This is a genomic window from Catenulispora pinisilvae, from assembly GCF_015356865.1.
Classification (GTDB): domain Bacteria; phylum Actinomycetota; class Actinomycetes; order Streptomycetales; family Catenulisporaceae; genus Catenulispora; species Catenulispora pinisilvae.
This window is the reverse complement of sequence record NZ_JAAFZA010000049.1, coordinates 20562-38142: the sequence shown is the minus strand read 5'-3', so window position 1 is coordinate 38142 and position 17581 is coordinate 20562. Positions and strand designations below refer to the sequence as shown.

Here is a 17581-nt window from a genome sequence, read left to right as displayed (position 1 = left end):
CCCGTGATCGACTTTGTAAACTCAGGGCCCTGTCGGTGAATCGCTGGGTGCTGACGTGCCTGGCGTCCTAAACGGGGGGTACTGATGGCGCGTCCGGTTGGCTGGGACATCCTGGGTTTGGACGGCGATCCGACGCCGGGTGTTGTGGAGTCGGTTCAGGCCTTGGCCAAGGAGTTCGGGGATTTCGCTCATGATGTGGAGTCGGCGTATCGGAGCCTGAACTCCTTCGGGGCGGACGCTGCGGCTTTGCAGTGGGTCGGCCAGACTGCCGATGCGTTTAAGGGCCAGTTCGGTCCGTTGCCCGGCCGGTTGCAGAAGCTGTACACGTCCTACAGCGAGGCATCCGACGCGTTGAGCGCTTACGCACCGATACTTCAGGCCGCGCAGTCGAAGGCGGACGCGGCCCTGCGTCAGGCTCAGGACGCCAACGCGGATCTGCAACGGGCCACTACCAGCGCCAACACCGCTGCGGCCGATCTGAAGACGGTGCAGCAGAACCATGCCGCCAGCCCCAATCCGCAGGCGGTCACCGACGCGCAAACCGCGCACGACAGCGCGCAGACGAACCTGACCAGCGCCAAGGCTCGCATGGCCGATCTGACCAAGCAGGCCGACGACGCCTACAACGACCGCATCACCGCCGCCAAGGAGTGCGCCAAGGCCATCGGCCACGCGCAATCTGATGGCATCCACAACAAGCACTGGTGGGAGCACGTCGGCGCGTTCTTGTCCGAGTGGGGCGGGAAGATCGCCGAGATCGCCAACGACATCGCTCCGATCCTGGATGTCCTTGCCCTGGCGACTTCGTGGATCCCCGGCGTGGACGTCATCACCGCCGGACTGGCCGAGGCCGACAACCTGATCGCGCTGGCCGGCACCGGGTTGGAAGTCGCCGGCGATGCTATGCAGGGCCACTGGGGCGACGCGCTGATGGGCGCCGGCATGCTAGGCGTCACGTTCCTCGGCGGCAAAGCGCTCGAGAAGTTCGGCGGCGCGGCGCTTGAGCGAATCGGGGCGCGAGGCAACAAGGAGGCCTTCACCGCTGGCGACCCGGTGGACGTGGTTTCGGGCCAGATGCTTACCGATGCCACCGATCTGTCGCTGCCCGGTGTTCTGCCCCTGGTTCTGCACCGTGCATACGCATCTGCCTTTTACGCTGGGCGTTTGTTCGGTCCTGGCTGGTCTTCCACGCTCGACCAGCGAATATCGGTCAATGCGGCTGGTATCCACTTCGCCGGGGACGACGGGCAAGTCCTCGACTACCCCGTTCCCGCCGCTGGCGACGCCGTCCCGCCCTCTCGCGGCGAGCCTTGGCCGCTCGAGTGGGATCGCGCGACTGATGAGATCCGGATCACGAATCCAAGCGCAGGCCTGATCAGGCACTTCGCCGTGGTTCATCACGCCGAGGAAGCCGGACAGATACGAGACCTGACCGCGATATCGGATCTCAGTGGGAACACCATAAGAATCCTTCGGGAACCGGATGGCACTCCCTCCGGCGTTGAAGCACCCGGATACCGTGTCGCTGTCGATACGGCTCCAACAGCTCACGGCACACGTGTCACAGGGCTTCGGCTGTTGGACGGAATCGGAGACGGGGAGACAGTACGTACCTTCGGGTACGACGAGAACGGTCGTCTGACGGAGATAGCTGACGCCTCGGGAATTCCGTTCCGTCACGAATACGACGAGGCAGACCGTATCGTCGCCTGGACCGACCGCAACGGCATCGCGTACCGGTACACCTACGACGACTCGGGCCGAGTGGTCCGCGGTAGGAGTCACGATGGCGTGCTGGCGGCGGCGTTCGAATATGACGACGAAGCACGCACCACGACGGTCACCGACGCTCTCGGCCACGTCTCGCGCTACCGCCATGACGAGTACGGCCACCTTGACCAGGTTGTCGATGCGCTGGGCGGCGCCCGTGAACTCTGGCACGACCCACGCGGCCGCCTGCTCCGCCAGGTCGACGAGTTGGGCAACGTCACGGAATTCGTTCGCGACGAACGCGGCAATGCCCTCAGCGTTACGCAGGCTGACGGTGCCGTGACTAGTGCCGCGTACAACGACCACGACCAGCCGATAGAGGTCGTCGCGCCGGACGGGGCGTGCTGGCGCTACACCTACGATGCGCGAGGCCTGCTGGTCTCGATCGCCGATCCCTGCGATGCGTCCAGCACGTTCGGCTATGACGAACTGGGCCGCCTGGTCGAGATGACGGATGCGGCAGGGGCCACCCAGCGCTACCGCGTCAACGAGGCCGGGCTGCCCTTGGAGGTCGTCGGTCCGACCGGCGCCGTTGCCCGCGTCAGCCGTGACGCGTTCGGCCGCGTCGTGGAGCACCTCGACCCGCTCGGGGACCGCACCGTCATCGAACGCGACCGGCTCGGACGGGCAGTGCGTGAGGTCGCGCCCGACGGCACCTTCGAGCAATGGGGGTACGACCCCGAAGGCAACCTGCTCGCCCACACCACACCCACGGGTGCGGTCACCCGGTACGAATACGGGCCCTTCGACAAGTTGACGGCGCGTACCGACCCGGACGGATCGCGCTACACCTTCGCCTACGACGCCGAACTGCATATGACCACGGCTACCGGCCCGACGGGACTGACCTGGCAGTACGAGTACGACGCCGTCGGACACCTCATCGGCGAGCGCGACTTCAACGATGTCGCGAGGACCTATCGCCTGGACGCCGCCGGCCAGCTGACGGAGCGCCTAGATGCCGCCGGCCGTGGCATCGCGTTCGAACGTGACCGGCGTGGGCGTGTTGTGGCCCGGCACACCGGCGACGATGTTGTCCGGTTCGCTTACGACGCCGCGGGCCGGATGCGGGAGGCTGTCGGCGCCGGCGCGCAACTCACGTACACCTATGACGCCGCTGGGCGTGTCATAGCCGAAACGGTCGACGGGCGCACTCTCACCAACACCTACGACGCTGCCGGGCGCCGGACTGACCGCACCACGCCCGCGGGCGTCACGACTCGATGGTCCTATGACCTGGCCGGTCGTCATGAGCGCATGGCCGGCACCGCGGGTGCCCTCGAGTTCCGGTACGACGCCGCGGGGCAGGAGACGCTTCGCCTGCTCGGACCCGGCGCGACCCTACGCCAGGCCTACGACACGGCCGGCCGGTTGCTGGCCCAGGACATCCGGTCCCATTCCGGCCAGGACGCCGCCGCGATCGCGACCGAGGTGGGAGCCTCGGTCATCCAGGCGCGTGCCATCGGCTACCGGGCTGACGGAATCCCCGTCGAAGTGCGCGACAGCCTACGAGGCTCCATCGTCTACCAGCTCGACGCCGCCGGGCGGGTCGACGGTGTCGACGCCGCCGACTGGCACGAAATGTATGCCTACGACGCGCTCGGCAACCTTGCCAACGCCCGAGTACCCGGCGGGGCCGACGAGCCCGATGAGGGAGCCGGGGCTGGATTCGAATATCAGGGGACCCAGATCCGAGCCGGTAGCCGTACCGCGTATGAGCATGACGCCGCCGGGCGGCTCATACGCAAAGTCCGGCGGACACTGTCGGGTGGCCGCAAGATCTGGACCTACACCTGGAACGACGACGACCAGTTGACAGGGTTTACCGGACCCGACGGGACTACCTGGACCTACGCCTACGACCCCCTGGGCCGTCGAATCGCCAAGAACCGGCTTACCGAAGACGGCACGACTGCCGAGACCACCGTCTTCATCTGGGACGGTCCCCGGGTCACCGAAGAGCGCCGAGATGGCACTGACGGCAGGTCCTGGAGCACCACTTGGGACTACGAGCCCGGTGGCTTCCAACCGCTCGCGCAGACTCGCAGGTCTTGGGCCGCTGACGCGCCCCAAGAAGAAATCGACCAAGAGTTCCACGCGATCGTCGCCGACGCCGTGGGCACTCCGTTTGAACTGGTCACCCCAGACGGACGACTGGCGTGGCACACAACGCGGTCGCTGTACGGACAGCAGATCACGGCGCCCGACAGCACGACCGACTGCCGACTCGGATTCCCCGGACAGTATCGGGACGACGAGAGCGGCCTCTACTACAACGTCTACCGCTACTACGACCCTGAAACCGCAAGCTACTGCTCGCCGGACCCTCTCGGGTTCGTTCCCGCGCCCAATAACACCGCCTACGTGCCGAACCCGTTGGTCGAAAGCGACCCATTGGGCCTGTTCGGCTGCCCGGTCGGCACCCAGAACGAGTTGGCGAGCATGCGCGGTCAGATGGGGATGAACAGCATCTCGAAGGAGGAGCAGCTCGCCGCCGTGTACGAAGATGCCGGCAAGAAGGTCCCGACGGGTATCAGAAACACCCTCGGCAAGATGGAGTTCGACGGAGGCCGTGACCCTGTCTACGGGATGAACGGGCAACTTCCCGACCGCAATGCCGCGTTCCCCGGCAAGGGGTACAACATGACGGCGAAGTCGTTCCAGGACGACGCCGAGGGGGACATGGTTCACCAAGCAGCCATAAAGGGCTACAGCGGGGGTAGCGCCGTGGTCCATACTGACCGCCCGACCTGCCGGTTCTGCAAGAACTCGATGGCCGGCTACGCCAAGAAGCTCAACCTGGACAGCATCACCGTCTATGATCCGAATGGTCTAGTCGGGGTGTGGAACCAGAGCGGGAGAGTCAGCTGATGCCTCAGTCAGACGACGGCCAGGTGCAGTACGAGGTCGAGTTGATCTCGCAGGGATATCGGCCACGCAAGGTGTCCCGCGACGAGTTGCCCAAGGTCTATGCCGAGTTGCCGCAGAGGGAGTCTCCCACCGTGTCGTGGGGCGACATCAGCGAAGGCGGCGTGGTGATCGTCCAGGTCGCCGACGATTACTCGGTGACCACCCTCGGCGTCGATGGGACGTTCTACTGGCTGTTGGAGATCGACGATGACGAAGAGGTCATGATCGACCTCGGCGGAACCGACTCCATGGTGCCCAAGGGCGCTCTCGCGCCTCGGGACCGCGGGCTGGAGGTTCTGCTCGCCGTCGACGACCTAGCCGCGCTGCGCACTGAATACATCTGGGCGGAACAGTAACTCGCGCGGACCACCATGATGGTCCTTATGTCACCCTCTTGTTGAGGGCTCCCGGAGGCACGCAGTATCAAACCCTCCAAGCCCGCCGATCCCAGGCAGGCCAAGTCGGGACGGCCGCCGATGCCGGCCTCGGTTCGGGCAACTCGCCAGGCTGTCAGGATCGGCTCGAACAGGGCCCAGCGGGCGTCGGACAGGTCGCTGGGTAGCGGGTGCGTTGTTCGCGTCATGGCCCCGGCTGATGTCGGATCCCGCGGTTCTGTATCGACAAGATCCGGCAAATCTGCGCATAGCGCCTGCTACGTCAGCAGCTCGCCATCTTGCAGCGCCAACTCGTCGCGACAGGAAGACGTCCGCGTCCTGACTGGGCCGATCGCGCGATCATCGCGCTGCTGGTCGGTCTGATACCCGAGGCACGTCGCGTTGGATTGCGTCTATTGGTCACCCCGGACACGGTCCTCGGCTGGCACCGCGACCTGCTGCGCCGCCGCTGGGCCGACAAGTCCTGCCCGAAGAACGGCCGTCCGGCCACCCACCGGAACATCAAATCCCTGGTTCTGTGCATGGCACGCCAGAACTCGGCACGGGGCTACTGGCGCGTCCACGGCGGGTTGAACGGATGCCCGTATGTCCCCGAGGGCTTCCGGAACCTACCTGAGGTATGCGCCGCGAGACGGCGCGCCCAGTGGGCCGGTGCGTGGACTACGCGAGGTAAAGCCGCGCGTCTCGGACGGCATGTCGAGGCGCGGCTGCCGGCCGGGGGAAGGTAGGCGCTAGGTCGTGTCCGGGGATCGTGGACGGCCCTTCCCGCCGATGAGTATCGGTCGGTGTGGCCCGCTCAGGCCCGTGACGTTGTGGTCTGAGTTTCGCGCGGCCTCGGGCAGCACGGTCGGGCAGGTCCGACGGGTATCAGTCGCCGTCGGCGATGAAGTCCGCTATCGCGACAGCGATGGCTTCGGGCTGCTCGTCGGGGATGAAGTGTCCAGCGTCGGGCACGACTATCCCGGTGATGTCGTCGGCCCAGGGGCTGATGGCGGCGGCCATGTCCGGAACGGAGCCGTGGCTGCTGGAGATTCCGAGGACCGGCACGGTCAGGCGCCGTGACTTGAGCGCTTCTCGGTTCTTACGCGCCGACTCTGCGGCGTCTCGGTAGTACGCGAGGGAAGCGCGCAGGCCACCATCGACGGCGACGGCCGCCGCGTAGTGGTCGAGCTCGGCGTCGTCGAACGTGTCGGGGGACAGGGCCTTCACCTTCAGGAACCAGCCGACGTACTCCCGTTCGTGGCCGGCAAGCAGGGTCTCGGGCAGGTCGGGCACGACGTGGAACGCGAAGTGCCAGGTCTTCCAGGCCCGATCCGGGTCGGTCGGAATCGCCTCCGGGAGAGTGATTCCGGGAATCCCCGCGTCGAGCAGAGCGACCCCGCGCAGGTGGCTCTCGAAAGTGAGGGCGAGGGAGAAAGCGACCCAGGCGCCGATGTCGTGGGCGACCAGGGAGTAGGTCGAGACTCCGAGTGCCTTCACGGCTGCGTGGACGTGTGCGGCGGCCGCGTGCGTGTCGTAGCCGCGCTCCGGGCGCTCGGAGTGACCCTGGCCCGGCAGGTCGATCGCGATGACGTGGAACCGGTGGGTGAGGCTGGGCATCACCTTTCGCCAGGCCCACCAGGTTTGCGGAAATCCGGCGAGCAGGACGACGGCCGGGCCGCTGGACCGTCCGCCTTCGACGGCATGGAGGCGGACGCCGTCCGCGTCGACCCAGCGGTGAGTGAATCCGGCCAGGTGCTGTAGGGGTAGGTCGCGGATGGGGTTGCTCTCGGAGACCTGCGTGGCGCTGGTTGCTGGGCCGGTCATGGGGATCCTCCATCGGTGTCAGGTGTGCGGTGCGGACGGTGCGGCTGACACGCTCGAAGGCTAACACATCTTGAACCAATCAGTTCAAGATGGAATGGTGTACATCACAGCCCGACCGTCGACGCATCGGAAAGGAAGTGCCGCGTGGCAGGCAAGAAGCAGTTCGACATGGACACGGCGCTCGACGCCGCGATGATCCAGTTCTGGCGCGACGGCTACACCGACACCTCACTGGACGATCTGTCTCGGGCAACCGGCCTGAACCGCAGCTCCATCTACTCCTCCTTCGGCGATAAGGACACGCTCTTCCTGCGCTGCCTGGATCTCTACGCCGCGCGCTACGGCGAGAAGTACGACGCCGCCTTATCGTGTGCAGCCTCGGAACCCGTTGCCGCTGTTCGTGCCTTCTTCGACGTCACCCTCGCGCGCATCGCCGATCCCGAACTACCAGACGGATGCCTGATCGCCCAGTCAGCCATGACGATTCCGGTGCTGAGTCCGAGCGTCGCAGGGCACGCCAGACAGAGGCTCGGCGCCCAGCTCCGGCGGCTGCGCGCCGCGCTGAAGGCAGGCCGCCTGACCGACCAGGACGCCGAGGCCTTCGCCGTACACGCGGCGGCTGTGAACCAGTCGCTCGCCGTCATGAGCAGGGCCGGGGCGACCCCGGAGCAGCTGCGGGCCATCGTGGGCGTGACCGTTGACGCACTGTCGCAGGCGTTGCGCGCGTAAGGAAACTGATATAGCTGGCGGACTCGCGGCCGGCCGTGTCTGGTGAATCAGAGCTGCGGCGGGCGATCACCGACATGCCGCTGCCGCTGCCGCGGGTTGCGGACGGTCGGCTGGTGCTGGCCGTGGACGTATCGCCGTGGCCGCGCCCGGACACGAACACCTCGCCGGACCGGTGCTTCTGCCACGCCTACGGTCGCGGCAAGGACGAACACCGCACTATCCCCGGCTGGCCGTACTCGTTCGTTGCCGCGCTGGAGACCGGCCCGAAATCGTGGACCGCGATCCCGGACGCGATCCGGCTGCCACCGGGCGCTGGCGTCGTGGCGATCACCGCCGCGCAGCTACGCGAGGTCGTCGAACGCCTGCCGGCTGCCAGGCATCGGACCGCAGGCGATCCGGAGATCCTGATCGTTGCCGATGCCGGATATGACGCGCCGCGTATGGGCGGGCCTCGCGGCCGGGTGGTCGGCCGAGGCCTGGGGCTGGTCCTCCGCTGGTCGGATCGCGCCCGCCGCTGCGCAACCGCCTGACCCTGTAGGCATCGAGATTTTCGTCCGTGCAGGTGGGGGAGTGTTTGGTCCGAACGCTGCTGCGCTGGCACCGCGAACTCCGATCTTCGCCGGTCCGGGCGGCATCGCATCGTGAGGCGGGGGATTCCATGCTGCGCATCGAGGTCGACGCCGCCGCGCTGGGCCGGGTGCGGTTCGCGCTCTCGCCGCTGGCCGTGGCGTGGGACGCGTTGATGCTGGCGGCCGAGGGCGACGCGCCGCGACGGCCCGCGGATCGGGGCGAAAGCCCGCAGCGTGCTGCGCGAGCGGCGGCTTGAGCTGCTCCAGGCGTGCTTCAACCAGCGCCGGCCCTACCTGCCGGACTTCCTGACGCCGGTTCCGGCCGGCTGCGACGAGGACCTGGACGCCGACCTGCACCAGGTCGCCACCACGTCGGCCGGGCGCGTGCGGGCCGAACTCGACGTGCTGGCGACCACGGCCGCCGGCGGCGCGCCTGGCCGCCGAGCTGGCCGACTTCTTCCGGGCCACCCTCGCCCCCGAGTGGCCGAAGCTCCGAGGACGCCTCGAATCAGACATCGCACGCCGCGCGCGCGACGCGTCCCGCCGAGGCGTCGGCTGCGTGCCCGCGGACCTGCATTGGTGCATGGTCTGGGACGGTGACGCGCTCATCCTCGTCCGGGGGCCACAGGGTTCGATGACCGCCCCGTCCGGCGTGGTCCTGACCCCGATCGCGTTCCACGTGGTCATGGCCGGCGGCGGCATTCCGCCCGGCCTCGAACCGCAATCGCCCCAGCCGCCGTACCTCCTGTACCCGGCCGTCAACGACGACGGAGGCGCCGCTCGCGCCGCCGCCTCCGCGGCCAACGCGCTGATCGGTGCCACCCGCACCGTGCTACTCAAGGACCTGAACCGCCCGCGCACAACGCGGGAACTGGCGCGCCGCCACTGCCTGGCCGAGAGCACCGTCGCCTACCACCTCGGCATCCTGCACCGCTCAGGGCTGGCCACGCGGGTCCGCGAGGGACGCAACGTGCTGTACCAGCAAAGCCGGCAGGGTGCGACGCTGCTGGTCAGCGCGGACTGACGAGTTCGCGGACGCGCGGGACTGTTCATGGTTGTCCTTGCCGAGAACCTCGTCCGCTCCGGTCAGGCGGGGTGTCCGGATGGCGGAGATCGCTGCCGCCGCCAGCAGAGCGGCCGTACCTCCGAGGCGTGCGACCAGAACCATTGAGCTCGGAACTGTCAGATGGTCGTCGTCGGTGACTGTGGATGCCGGGACGCGAGTCATCGGCCGCCTCCATCTTGGAGGTTCCGGGAACGACGAAGGCCGTGACGACTCGGCGTGCTGCCGGCCGTCACGGCCTTCGGGGTCGAAATGAACGCGCGAGCGAGGAGCTACTCGACCGGCGGGAAGGCGACGTCGAGCTTCGTCAGGACCAGCTCACCGGACTCCAGCGCGGAGTCGACGCCTGCGAGCAGCAGGGCTGCGGCGACGTCACCGCCGAGGAGCCCGAGCCATCTTGCTTTGGCCCTAATGCGACGCCGCGTTAATCGCTGAGCGGATTTCGCGGCGCTGCATTAGCGTTCGGAGCCATGACCTCGAAGACGAACGATCATCCCGCCTGGACCGCGCCCTACCTGGCCAGGCTCGGCGTCGACGACCCGCAGTCCCTCGGTGCCCCGTCGCTTGACACCCTGCGCAGGCTTCACCGCGCACACGTCGAGCTCATCGCCTTCGAGAACTTCGACATCCAGCTCGGACACCCGCAGGGCATCGACCCGGCCGAGTCCATAGCCCGCATCCTGGCCGGCCGGGGCGGCTACTGCTTCAACCTGAACAACGCCTTCTGCGAGCTGCTGGCCGTCCTCGGGTACGACGTCACCATGCACCGCGGCCAGATAAACGGCTCCGTCGCGACCGCCAAAGCGACCGCCGACGAATACGACACGCACATGGCCCTCACCGTCGTGATCGACGGCGAACGCTGGTCGGTCGACGTCGGCCTGGCCAACTCGCACCACGAGCCTATCCCGCTCCGGGAGGGCGTCCACGTCCAGGGCCCCTTCGCCTTCGAGCTGCGGCCGCTGCCGGAGATCGGCCCGGGCGCCTGGCGGTTCCACACCGATCCGGCGCAGACGACCTTCCACAGTATGGACTTCACGCTGGCACCGGCCACGTGGGAGGACTTCAGGAGCTGCCACACCGAGTTGTCGACGTCGCCGCAGTCTCCCTACGTCAGGTGGTTCGAGCTCTTCCGCCGCGACGCGGGCTGCGCCGAGTTCGTGCTGGATGACGAGTTCACGCGCGATGAGGGGGCCGGACGGCGCACGACACGCATCCTGGAGTCCGCTGAGGAGCTGTTCAAGATCGCAACGGACGTGTTCCATCTGGACCTCTCGGCCATCGACGACGCCGACCGCGCTGCTCTGTGGGATCGCGTCCAACGCGCGGGGGCGCAGTGGCGAGCGACGCAGCAGTCGGCCGAGAACTAGACCATGCGACATGAATGTTCATGAAACGCCGGCGCGGATGTCGGCCGGTGTGGATACATCCTTGCGTGCTCACGCGGCCTTCAGCGGGTGCCGTCGCAGGTCCAGCGGTAGGGCTTGGCGGTTTCGTTCTTGCCGAGGATGTAGCTTTCGATCTTGCTGATGAGGTCGTCGCGGCTGCTGAAGTCGCCGTAACGGATGACGCTTTTGGCCGGGGCGGAGAAGTACAGCTCGATCTGGTTGAGCCAGGATGCATGTGGCGGGGTCCAATGGACGTGCCGGCGCGGGTGCCCCGCCAGCCACGCCTTGGTCTTCTTGGCGGTGTGCGCCGAGCCGTTGTCCAGCACGACGCGAATCGGCCAGGACATGGTGAAGTGGCTGGAGCAGGGGCTCGCGCCGTACGGCATCACCAACGAGGACGTCCTGGCCAAGGCCGGAACGAATTCTCCGCTCGACGGTATCGGCGGCACCATCGCCTCGGCGGACCATGGGACCGGTACGTACGCCAGGCTGAAGATCGGCTACAGCGCCGGCGTCGGCAACGTCGAGGTGGATGTCACCCGCACCCCCTGGGCCGAGTCGGGCTTGACGGGCTCGGTGCCGCACGTCACCGTCACGGACCTGCCCGACGGCTCACACCTGGTGGTCCAGGACCCGGCCGATCCCGCCGAACCGGAGCTGAAGCTGCCCTACGTCGCCTGGTACCGCTCCGACGGCACCAGGGTCGACATCGTGGAGGCCAACGTGCCGCTGGAGAAGGGCGCCACCCCGGCCTGGCCGATGGCTGGCATCCACGACTCCCGCGCAGATCAACGATGGTTTCTCAGGGCCCGTGGTTGGTCCCGTGACGGTAACGGATGCCCCCGGCCGCCCTCAGAACGCGGTTGTGAACCGCCCGTCGGCGAGTTTGCGCAGCCGGCCGCGGTCGGCGACCTTCGTCAGCTTCGCGCGCAGCGGCTCCAGCTTGCCCCGTAACTCGACAGGCAGGCCGAGCAATCTTGCCAGAGCCAGATAGCCGGCACCCACAAGGTCACGTCCTGTGGAGTGGTGCCGCAGTCAGCAGGTCCGGCAGCTCACCGCTGACGAAACCTCTCGACGTCCCACCAGTCCGGCGAACGCTCAAATCACCGGGCTGGTTGTTGTCATGCTGCGGGGGCCACCATCGTGGGGATGCCGTCGAGGTTTCTGCTACGCCGTCCGGGCCGGCCCGCGCGGGCCGGCCCGGACTCCCAGATCAGGCGATATCGAACCGGTCGAGGTCCATCACCTTGGTCCACGCCGCGACGAAGTCGATCACGAACTTCTCCTTCGCGTCGTCGCTCGCGTAGACCTCCGCGAGCGCGCGCAGCTCGGAGTTCGACCCGAAGAGGAGGTCGACCCGGCTGCCGGTCCACTTGACCTCGCCCGTGGCGGCGTCGCGGCCCTGGAACGCGTTCGCGTCCTCGGACGTCGCCTTCCACGTCGTGCCCAGGTCGAGCAGGTTGACGAAGAAGTCGTTGGTCAGAGTCCCGGGGGTCGCGGTCAGGACGCCGAGCGGCGACTGCTGGTGGTTCGCACCCAGGACGCGGAGGCCCCCGACGAGGACCGTCATCTCCGGGGCGCTCAGGGTCAGCAGGTTCGCCCGGTCGATCAACAGGTACTCGTCCGGCAGCCGGTTGCCCTTCCCGCGGTAGTTGCGGAACCCGTCGGCGGTCGGCTCCAGCACGGCGAACGACTCCACGTCGGTCTGCTCCTGCGACGCGTCCGTGCGGCCCGGTGTGAAGGGGACCTCGACGTCGAAGCCCGCGTCCCGTGCCGCCTTCTCCACGCCCGCGCCACCGGCGAGCACGATCAGGTCGGCGAGCGAGACCTGCTTGCCGCCGGTGCTCGAATCAGCACTGTGGGCGGCGTTGAAGGACTCCCGGATCCCCTCCAGGGTGCGCAGCACCATCGCCACCTGGTCGGGGTCGTTGGCCTCCCAGCCGATCTGCGGCTCGAGGCGGACGCGGGCGCCGTTGGCGCCGCCGCGCTTGTCACTGCCGCGGAAGGACGAGGCCGATGCCCACGCGGTGGACACGAGCTGGGAGACCGACAGGTCCGAGGCGAGGATCCGGCCCTTGAGGGAGGCGATGTCCTCGGCGTCGACGAGCTCGTAGGTCACCGCGGGGACGGGGTCCTGCCAGATCAGCGTCTCGGTCGGGACCTCGGGGCCGAGGTAGCGCACGACCGGGCCCATGTCGCGGTGGGTCAGCTTGAACCAGGCTCGGGCGAAGGAGTCCGCGAACTCGTCGGGGTTCGTCAGGAAGCGCCGCGAGATGAGCTCGTAGACCGGGTCCGTGCGCAGCGCGAGGTCGGTCGTCAGCATCGTCGGGGCGTGGCTCTTGGACGGATCGTGGGCGTCGGGGACGGTGCCTGCCCCGGCGCCGCCCCTCGGCTTCCACTGGTTCGCGCCGGCGGGGCTCTCGGCCAGCTCCCACTCGGAGCCGAACAGGGTCTGGAAGAAGCTGTTGTCCCATGTCACGGGGGTGTTCGTCCACGCGCCCTCGAGACCGCTGGTGATCGTGTCGCCGCCCTTGCCGGTGCCGTGGGTGTTCGGCCAGCCCAGGCCCTGCGCTTCGAGCGGGGCGGCCTCGGGGTCGTCGCCGACGCTCTCGGCCGGCCCGGCGCCGTGGGTCTTGCCGAAGGTGTGGCCGCCGGCGATCAGGGCGACGGTCTCCTCGTCGTTCATCGCCATCCGGCGGAACGTCTCGCGGATGTCCCTGGCCGCCGCGACCGGGTCCGGGACGCCGTTGGGGCCTTCGGGGTTGACGTAGATGAGGCCCATCTGGACGGCGCCGAGGGGGTTCTCGAGCTCCCGGTCGCCGGTGTAGCGCTGGTCGTCGAGCCAGGTGGTCTCCGGGCCCCAGTAGACATCCTCGTCGGGCTCCCAGACGTCCGCGCGGCCGCCGGCGAAGCCGAAGGTCGTGAAGCCCATCGACTCCAGGGCGACGTTGCCGGCCAGGACCATGAGGTCGGCCCAGGAGAGCGACTGGCCGTACTTCTTCTTGACCGGCCACAGCAGACGGCGGGCCTTGTCTAGGTTCACGTTGTCCGGCCAGCTGTTCAGCGGGGCGAAGCGCTGCTGGCCGGCTCCGGCGCCGCCGCGGCCGTCGCTGATCCGGTAGGTGCCGGCGCTGTGCCACGTCATCCGGACCATGAGCGGGCCGTAGTTGCCGTAGTCGGCCGGCCACCAGTCCTGCGAGTCCGTCAGCACCTCGGCTATGTCCCGCTTCACGGCCGGGAGGTCGAGGGCCTTGAACGCCTCGGCGTAGCCGAACCCCTCGCCGAGCGGGTTGGAGACGGCCGGGTTCTTCGCGAGGATCTTCAGGTTGAGCCGCTCCGGCCACCACTGGCGGTTCCCGCCGCCCTGCGTCGGGTACGGCGCGCGCTCGTGCGCGACCGGGCACCTCCCTCCGCTTTCTCCACTGTCTATCTTCGCGTCTGTGACGATTGCGTCATTGTTCTCAGTCATGAGAGGCCTTCCGGACTCGACGGATCAGGGTGCTGAAGAACTGCGAGCGATGGAGTAGTCCGGGCACAGGCCCCAGAAGATGACCTCCACCTCGTCGATCGAGAAGCCATAGTCGTCGGACGCGTCGGGGCAGGGCGCTCGCCGACCGCGCTGCCGACGTCAGCGACGACACCGCACGACCGGCACGCGACGTGGTGGTGATCTTCCCCACGCGCCCCTCGAACCGGGCCGGACTGTCGGCCGATTCGATGCGGCGCACGGGCCCCACCGCGGTGAGCGCGTGGAGGGCCTCATACACGGCTCGAAGGCAGTGCCGCGTCAGCCGCGGCGGGAGAGGCGACGTACCGGTAAGCCAACCCCGCGACGCCGCCGCCGACCAGCGTCGCGATCAGCCACAGCCAGATCTTCGCCCACGCGAACAGGCCCATCGTGGCCGCGCCGAGCGCTACCGACGGGTTGAACGCGCCGCCGGATATCCCGCCGACCGCGAACGCGCCGGCCGCCACGGTGAAGCCGATGGCCAGCCCGTAGAAGGAGTTGTCGGCGTGGTCGTCGCTGGTCGCGACGTTGAGGACCACGTAGGCCAGGGCGAAGGTGAACAGGGCCTCGGCGACCATGGCCGCCCACAGCCCCCGGCCCGTCGGTGACAGGGCTTTGACGGGCCCGGGATTCACCAGCCACTTCGCGACGAGCGCGGCCAGGAACCCGGCCGCGACCTGCGCGGCCCAGTAGGCGACGGCGTCGGTCCGGCCGATCCGGCCGCGAACCAGGACCGCGAACGTGACCGCCGGGTTGTAGTGCCCGCCGGAGATGTGGCCGCCGGCATAGACCATCGTCATCAGGACCGCGCCGATCGCCAGCGGGGCGAGCGCGACCCGGCCCAGCACGGCGGCGCCGACGGTGAGGACGAGGAAGAACGTACCGATGAACTCGACGACATACTTGCGCACGAAAGTCCCCCAGATAAGGAAACGGAGATAGCGCGGAATGTGGAGCATTACGCGCATATTCCTGCTGCCCGTCATCACCGTCCACCCGGCCGCACCAAGACGTAATGGGTCTGTAAGGGGAACCGCCGGAAGACCCGCGCCAGCTCCGGGAACAGCCGGTCATCCCTTAGTCGCCGCAGCATCGGCCCCGCGGCTCGTGAAGGAAAGCCTCGCGCTCACCTGCGAGGGCTCCCCGATGGCGACGCTCCTGCTGTCGGTCATGGGCGCGTTCGCAGGATTCGAGCACGAACTCATCCTGGAATCGTCAACGAAGAGCACCTGCGCCGGACCTTGACCACCTACCTGGTCCACCGGAACCAGGCCAGGCCGCACCCCGGGCTCGGCCAGTTGACGCCGGTGCAGGCCGAGGCCGGGCCGCCAGCGCCGGTCAACCTCGCGGACTACCGGATCCGCCGCAAGGCCATCCTCGGCGGACTCACCCACGAATACCAGATCGCCGCTTGACCGCACCTCGCCCTCCGCACCACAGAACCACAGGTCAACCCCAGATTCGTATTTCCGAGCCCCACAGCATCATGAGCCATGGCCGGCCGACACCTGTTCGGTCTCACCCCTGAAGGCGCGTACTGATTCCGGTCGTCGAGCGCCCACTGATCTAGACGGTCTCCAGAATGCGAACCAGCGCCTCGGGTGCGATGCGCATCACGGAAACCGCTCCGGGCCGAATCGACAGGTCACGGCATGGACGAACTCCGAGCCTGGATCCGGGCCGGTGGCGAAGCCAGCCTGCGGCCCTGGCTGCTGGGCATCGCCCCATGTCATACACCGACGACTTAGTGGTTCAGTCAGGACCGACGAAACCGCCCGAAGAAATGCTGAGCTACCGACAACCCAATGGGGGGCCGGATGCATTAGGTGGGAGTCCGGACACACCGACCAAGAGGGGAAGCCTATGGCGAAGCCCGACCGCGACGCCGAGTTCACCGAATATGTCAGCGCGCGCCAAGCCTGGCTGCGGCGGGTCGCCTTCCTGCTGTGTGGAGACTGGCACCGCGCTGACGACCTGATGCAGAGCGCGGTCACCAAGCTCTACACGCAGTGGCACCGGGCCCGCCGGTTCGACAACGTCGACGGTTACGCCCGTCGGATACTGGTCAACACCTTCCTGGCCGAACAGCGGTCCGGGTGGGCGAAGTGGACGATGCTGTACCGATTCGGGGGCGGGAGCGCCGCCGATCCGGAGCCGGATCCGGCCGCGACCGTCGACCTGGAACTGGGGCTGGTGGTGAAGACGGCGCTGGCCCGGTTGTCGCTGCGGCAGCGCGTGACCGTGGTGCTGCGCTTCTACTGCGACCTGTCCGTCGAGCAGACCGCCGAGGCGATGGGCTGCTCGGCTGGCACCGTGAAGAGTCAGTCTGCGCGCGCCCTGGCCAACCTGCGCAACCTTCTCGAGCCGAATCTGATCCCTGATATGGAGGTAACCCGATGACCCACGACTTGAAGACCGTGCTGGAAGACCACGTGGCGGCCGAGTACGCCGATGCCCCCGTGAGCACCTTCGACCTCGGCCGGGCCCGCGAGGACGGCCGGCGCCGCGTGCTGGCCTCACGGCTGGCGCCGATCGGCGGCGGCGTCGCGGTGGTGGCGGCCTGTGCGCTGGTGGTGAACGGGCTCGGCGGCACGTCGCCGGCCGGGGCGGGCACCACGGCCACGAGCGCGGCGGCCGGGCACGGCTTCACCGGCACCGATCCGCTCACCAAGGGGGCCCGGTTCGGCTGGCTGCCGGCCGGCTTCCAGGCAACGGCCCACTACAGCGGGGACTACGGCAACGGCGTCACCGCGCAGACCAGCCAGTCGTATTCGAACACCTCGACCGCTGCGCCAGCGCTGGTGCTGAGTTCCTCGGCGACGGAACCGTATGAGCCGAGCGGCGTGACGAGGAAGCCGGTGACCGTGGCCGGAAGCCAGCGGGCTTATCTGGTGACGAACCCGTACGTCGGCGCGGCCGGCCTGACTGTGGACTGGCAGACCGCGTCCGGTTCCTGGCTCCGGCTCGGCGGCATTCTCGCCGGCGACCAGGAGGCGACGCTGCTGAAGGTCGCCGACTCGGCGGCCGCCGACGGCACCGCGGTGCCGCTGCCGATCCACGTCGAGGGCCTGCCCAAGGGCTTCACCCTTGAGGCGGCCGAACTGGACGACCCGGCGGCGATCGGGGTGGACGGGTTCAACGTGGTGCTGGCTTACCACAAGCCCGGCGATTCCAGCCCCTCCTTCAGCATCACGGCCTCGGGGGGCAAGTCGGTGACCGCGACGAACCCGCACATCGTCAGCGCCGAGCCGAAGGGCGGCACCTGCGAGGACTCTGACGGCCTGCACATCTGTGTCCAGGACGACCAGCACGGCTCGGATCCCCTGGCCTCGATCGGCGGGGCGAAGGGACTGCTGGACCGGATCACCTCGCTCGGGACAGACCCGGCGAACTGGACGACCAACGTCGTGAACTGAGCTCCTCCGTTATCAGGGTTCGCCCTC

15 protein-coding genes and 4 pseudogenes are annotated in these 17581 nt (G+C 68.1%); 13 read left to right on the top strand and 6 right to left on the bottom strand.

The window, feature by feature from the left end:
- Window positions 1–84 precede the first annotated feature (84 nt).
- On the top strand, window positions 85–4641 hold the full coding sequence (locus IZR01_RS16065; RefSeq protein WP_194924326.1) for a DUF6531 domain-containing protein: 4557 nt from the start codon (window positions 85–87) through the stop codon (window positions 4639–4641).
- Window positions 4641–5036 carry a hypothetical protein gene (locus tag IZR01_RS16060; protein ID WP_194891229.1) on the top strand — a complete coding sequence of 132 codons (396 nt, stop codon included), beginning with the start codon at window positions 4641–4643 and terminating at the stop codon, window positions 5034–5036. Before IZR01_RS16065 ends, IZR01_RS16060 begins: the two co-directional genes overlap by 1 nt.
- Before the next feature lie 127 nt (window positions 5037–5163).
- Here the strand turns inward: IZR01_RS16060 and IZR01_RS54250 are convergent.
- Both IZR01_RS54250 and IZR01_RS16050 read right to left on the bottom strand, forming a co-directional pair.
- Window positions 5164–5263, bottom strand: a pseudogene (locus IZR01_RS54250) (IS5 family transposase); the annotation flags it as partial.
- Between the two features lie 679 nt (window positions 5264–5942).
- A complete protein-coding gene (locus IZR01_RS16050; protein ID WP_194924325.1) occupies window positions 5943–6881 on the bottom strand; it encodes an alpha/beta fold hydrolase in 939 nt (312 codons plus the stop codon).
- Window positions 6882–7025: 144 nt separating this feature from the next.
- On the opposite strand from IZR01_RS16050, the gene IZR01_RS16045 reads away from it, so the two are divergent.
- From IZR01_RS16045 to IZR01_RS16020, 6 genes and pseudogenes are all read left to right on the top strand, one after another.
- Complete coding sequence (locus IZR01_RS16045; RefSeq protein WP_194924324.1) at window positions 7026–7610, top strand: TetR/AcrR family transcriptional regulator; 585 nt, start codon at window positions 7026–7028, stop codon at window positions 7608–7610.
- 53 nt (window positions 7611–7663) lie between these two features.
- Window positions 7664–8053: pseudogene (locus IZR01_RS16040) on the top strand (transposase); the annotation flags it as partial.
- Between the two features lie 215 nt (window positions 8054–8268).
- Entirely contained in the window at window positions 8269–8436 is a 168-nt protein-coding gene (locus tag IZR01_RS16035; RefSeq protein ID WP_194924323.1) for a hypothetical protein, read from the top strand.
- A complete protein-coding gene (locus IZR01_RS16030) occupies window positions 8414–8779 on the top strand; it encodes a hypothetical protein (RefSeq protein WP_194924322.1) in 366 nt (121 codons plus the stop codon). Before IZR01_RS16035 ends, IZR01_RS16030 begins: the two co-directional genes overlap by 23 nt.
- 34 nt (window positions 8780–8813) lie before the next feature.
- Window positions 8814–9203 carry a helix-turn-helix domain-containing protein gene (locus tag IZR01_RS16025; protein ID WP_194924321.1) on the top strand — a complete coding sequence of 130 codons (390 nt, stop codon included), beginning with the start codon at window positions 8814–8816 and terminating at the stop codon, window positions 9201–9203.
- 509 nt (window positions 9204–9712) lie between these two features.
- Window positions 9713–10612: an arylamine N-acetyltransferase family protein gene (locus IZR01_RS16020; RefSeq protein ID WP_194924320.1), complete on the top strand. Its 900-nt coding sequence runs from the start codon at window positions 9713–9715 to the stop codon at window positions 10610–10612.
- Between the two features lie 80 nt (window positions 10613–10692).
- Here IZR01_RS16020 and IZR01_RS16015 read toward each other — a convergent pair whose 3' ends face one another.
- Entirely contained in the window at window positions 10693–10977 is a 285-nt protein-coding gene (locus IZR01_RS16015; RefSeq protein ID WP_194924319.1) for a transposase, read from the bottom strand.
- Between IZR01_RS16015 and IZR01_RS16010 the strand changes: the two genes are divergently transcribed.
- Window positions 10976–11584 carry a hypothetical protein gene (locus IZR01_RS16010; protein ID WP_194924318.1) on the top strand — a complete coding sequence of 203 codons (609 nt, stop codon included), beginning with the start codon at window positions 10976–10978 and terminating at the stop codon, window positions 11582–11584. The genes IZR01_RS16015 and IZR01_RS16010 overlap by 2 nt on opposite strands.
- A gap of 259 nt (window positions 11585–11843) precedes the next feature.
- On the opposite strand, the gene katG is transcribed toward IZR01_RS16010, so the two are convergent.
- The 3 genes and pseudogenes from katG to IZR01_RS16000 form a co-directional block, all read right to left on the bottom strand.
- Window positions 11844–14099 (bottom strand): catalase/peroxidase HPI, encoded by a 2256-nt coding sequence (katG, locus tag IZR01_RS16005; protein WP_194924317.1) that lies wholly within the window; start codon window positions 14097–14099, stop codon window positions 11844–11846.
- A 24-nt stretch (window positions 14100–14123) separates the two neighbouring features.
- Window positions 14124–14406, bottom strand: a pseudogene (locus IZR01_RS54245) (Fur family transcriptional regulator); the annotation flags it as partial.
- Window positions 14390–15049 (bottom strand): MIP/aquaporin family protein, encoded by a 660-nt coding sequence (locus IZR01_RS16000; RefSeq protein ID WP_194891159.1) that lies wholly within the window; start codon window positions 15047–15049, stop codon window positions 14390–14392. The pseudogene IZR01_RS54245 and the gene IZR01_RS16000, both read right to left, overlap by 17 nt.
- A 196-nt stretch (window positions 15050–15245) precedes the next feature.
- On the opposite strand from IZR01_RS16000, the pseudogene IZR01_RS15995 reads away from it, so the two are divergent.
- The 4 genes and pseudogenes from IZR01_RS15995 to IZR01_RS15980 form a co-directional block, all read left to right on the top strand.
- Window positions 15246–15350 (top strand): annotated as a pseudogene (locus tag IZR01_RS15995) (recombinase family protein); the annotation flags it as partial.
- A gap of 29 nt (window positions 15351–15379) precedes the next feature.
- Window positions 15380–15553: a hypothetical protein gene (locus IZR01_RS15990; RefSeq protein ID WP_228553696.1), complete on the top strand. Its 174-nt coding sequence runs from the start codon at window positions 15380–15382 to the stop codon at window positions 15551–15553.
- Between the two features lie 448 nt (window positions 15554–16001).
- Window positions 16002–16538, top strand: a complete 537-nt coding sequence (locus IZR01_RS15985; protein WP_194891160.1) for a SigE family RNA polymerase sigma factor — start codon at window positions 16002–16004, stop codon at window positions 16536–16538.
- Window positions 16535–17554: a hypothetical protein gene (locus IZR01_RS15980; protein ID WP_194924316.1), complete on the top strand. Its 1020-nt coding sequence runs from the start codon at window positions 16535–16537 to the stop codon at window positions 17552–17554. The genes IZR01_RS15985 and IZR01_RS15980 overlap by 4 nt, the downstream gene beginning before the upstream one ends.
- Window positions 17555–17581 lie beyond the last annotated feature (27 nt).

Bases quoted from the DNA above. Each gene is read 5' to 3' on its own strand.
- IZR01_RS16025 (WP_194924321.1), top strand. From the start codon at position 8,814: ATGACCGCCCCGTCCGGCGTGGTCCTGACCCCGATCGCGTTCCACGTG.
- IZR01_RS15985 (WP_194891160.1), top strand. From the start codon at position 16,002: ATGGCGAAGCCCGACCGCGACGCCGAGTTCACCGAATATGTCAGCGCG.
- IZR01_RS16020 (WP_194924320.1), top strand. From the start codon at position 9,713: ATGACCTCGAAGACGAACGATCATCCCGCCTGGACCGCGCCCTACCTG.
- IZR01_RS16035 (WP_194924323.1), top strand. From the start codon at position 8,269: ATGCTGCGCATCGAGGTCGACGCCGCCGCGCTGGGCCGGGTGCGGTTC.
- IZR01_RS15980 (WP_194924316.1), top strand. From the start codon at position 16,535: ATGACCCACGACTTGAAGACCGTGCTGGAAGACCACGTGGCGGCCGAG.
- IZR01_RS16060 (WP_194891229.1), top strand. From the start codon at position 4,641: ATGCCTCAGTCAGACGACGGCCAGGTGCAGTACGAGGTCGAGTTGATC.
- katG (WP_194924317.1), bottom strand. From the start codon at position 14,099: ATGACTGAGAACAATGACGCAATCGTCACAGACGCGAAGATAGACAGT.
- IZR01_RS16015 (WP_194924319.1), bottom strand. From the start codon at position 10,977: ATGTCCTGGCCGATTCGCGTCGTGCTGGACAACGGCTCGGCGCACACC.
- IZR01_RS16010 (WP_194924318.1), top strand. From the start codon at position 10,976: ATGGTGAAGTGGCTGGAGCAGGGGCTCGCGCCGTACGGCATCACCAAC.
- IZR01_RS16050 (WP_194924325.1), bottom strand. From the start codon at position 6,881: ATGACCGGCCCAGCAACCAGCGCCACGCAGGTCTCCGAGAGCAACCCC.
- IZR01_RS16065 (WP_194924326.1), top strand. From the start codon at position 85: ATGGCGCGTCCGGTTGGCTGGGACATCCTGGGTTTGGACGGCGATCCG.